This window comes from Candidatus Nitrosopumilus salarius BD31 (assembly GCF_000242875.2).
Taxonomy (GTDB): Archaea; Thermoproteota; Nitrososphaeria; order Nitrososphaerales; family Nitrosopumilaceae; genus Nitrosopumilus; species Nitrosopumilus salarius.
Map to the genome: position 1 here is coordinate 1 of NZ_AEXL02000036.1, position 1,698 is coordinate 1,698.

1 protein-coding gene is annotated in these 1,698 nt (G+C 36.1%); it reads left to right on the forward strand.

Features of this window, described 5'->3' with window-relative positions; all coding sequences use genetic code 11:
* Window positions 1-1,698: CFI-box-CTERM domain-containing protein (locus BD31_RS11070; protein ID WP_008297588.1), on the forward strand; the 1,698-nt coding region annotated here is incomplete at both ends.

Here is a 1,698-nt window from a genome sequence, read left to right on the forward strand (position 1 = left end):
AACAGATGAAAAAAATGTACTTTTAGGAACAAAATTAGATGGGAATTCGCTAAAAATTATATCCCTTGGAGCTGCAAAAGTAAATCTATCATATGAAGCAGATATCATTTCATATGAATCTGGAATATTCAAGGTAAAATATCAAAACAGTAAGGAATCCACACTTGTCTTACCGCCATTATCAAATGTTGTCGGATTGAATGTCATCCCAAAAGATATTGAAGATAAAACTTTCAAGATGTTGCCAGGCAGTATAACTCTTAGTTACTCAATTAGAGAAGTAGGTCTGCATAATTTTGATGTGATTTCTGGAGGAATAGATCATCCTGTGGAATTAATGACAGGTGCAAAGATTTCAGATTTTAAAGGGAATGAAAATGAAATTAGCTTTCTTGTAGAAGAAAAAGCCACGATTTTAGCCATAATTCCAAATACATTGTTTGACGGTATTGAAGACACGACACTAAATGGCGGAACGGTTGATTTCAAGGCATATTATGAGAACGCCACACATTCATGGATAAGAATAGATCCTCATGAAAATGGTCTTGTCAAAATTTCCAGTAATTTTGAAAAAATTCAATCCAAAACTCCCGAAATGCAAGAGACAGTTACAGTAGATGCAAGAAATGTGGAAGGTGGAGGATGTTTAATTGCCACTGCAGCATATGGAACTGAATTAGCACCACAAGTTCAATTCCTAAGAGAGATTAGAGATACAAAAGTGATGAACACGTTATCAGGTACTGCATTCATGACAGGGTTTAATCAAATGTATTATTCATTTTCACCACAGATAGCAGATCTTGAGCGTCAAAACCCAATTTTCAAAGAAATTGTAAAGATTGGAATTACTCCAATGTTAGCATCACTTTCAATTTTGTCAAATGTGAACATTCAGTCAGAACAAGAGATGTTAGGATACGGAGTAATTATAATCACGATAAATGTTGGAATGTATTTGATTTTGCCTATTTTATTATGTTATAGGATTAAAACAGTTCGAACCAGACACAACTTACGCTCGAACTACCCGGTTATATTCAATTTAATCACTAAATATCGTATGAATAAAAGCCTATTCGGCATTATTGCACTTTTCGTTTTACTAATTAGTATTCCAACTGCCATATCTGAGATTTATGCTCAGACTACTGGAGACGGTACTGGAGACGGTACTGGAGACGGTACTGATGAGCCAGAACTAACTCCGATGGAGCAGGTTTTACTAATGACGAAAAACAATGCAGAGGCAGCGTTGACAGCATCAGGGGATGGATCAACCTCAGCACAATCATTATTTGAATTAGGAATGGTTCAATATCAAAAAGCATTAGCAAGTCTAGATGAAGATCCGCAAGCAGCACAAGAATATGCAATAACTGCAATGGCTCTTTTTGAAGACACATCATCATTGTTAGGATCTCTTGAAGAATCACGAGTTTTAGAACAACTGCCACCTGGATTTGGTTCTGCAGTGGGTAGTGCATCAGATACAAACAATGGCCAAGGACTGGGAGTAGGAGGGATTCCACAAGGACAGTTGAAGAAATTAGATGCCTCAACAATATTTACAGTTTCTGAAGACATTAACGATTCAGAAGAAGAAGTGGCAGGTCTCAAATTATTATTGTCAGAAAATAATTTCAATGTAGATTCAACAGGATATGACCAAGCAATCAATCTTGCAAAAGAAGC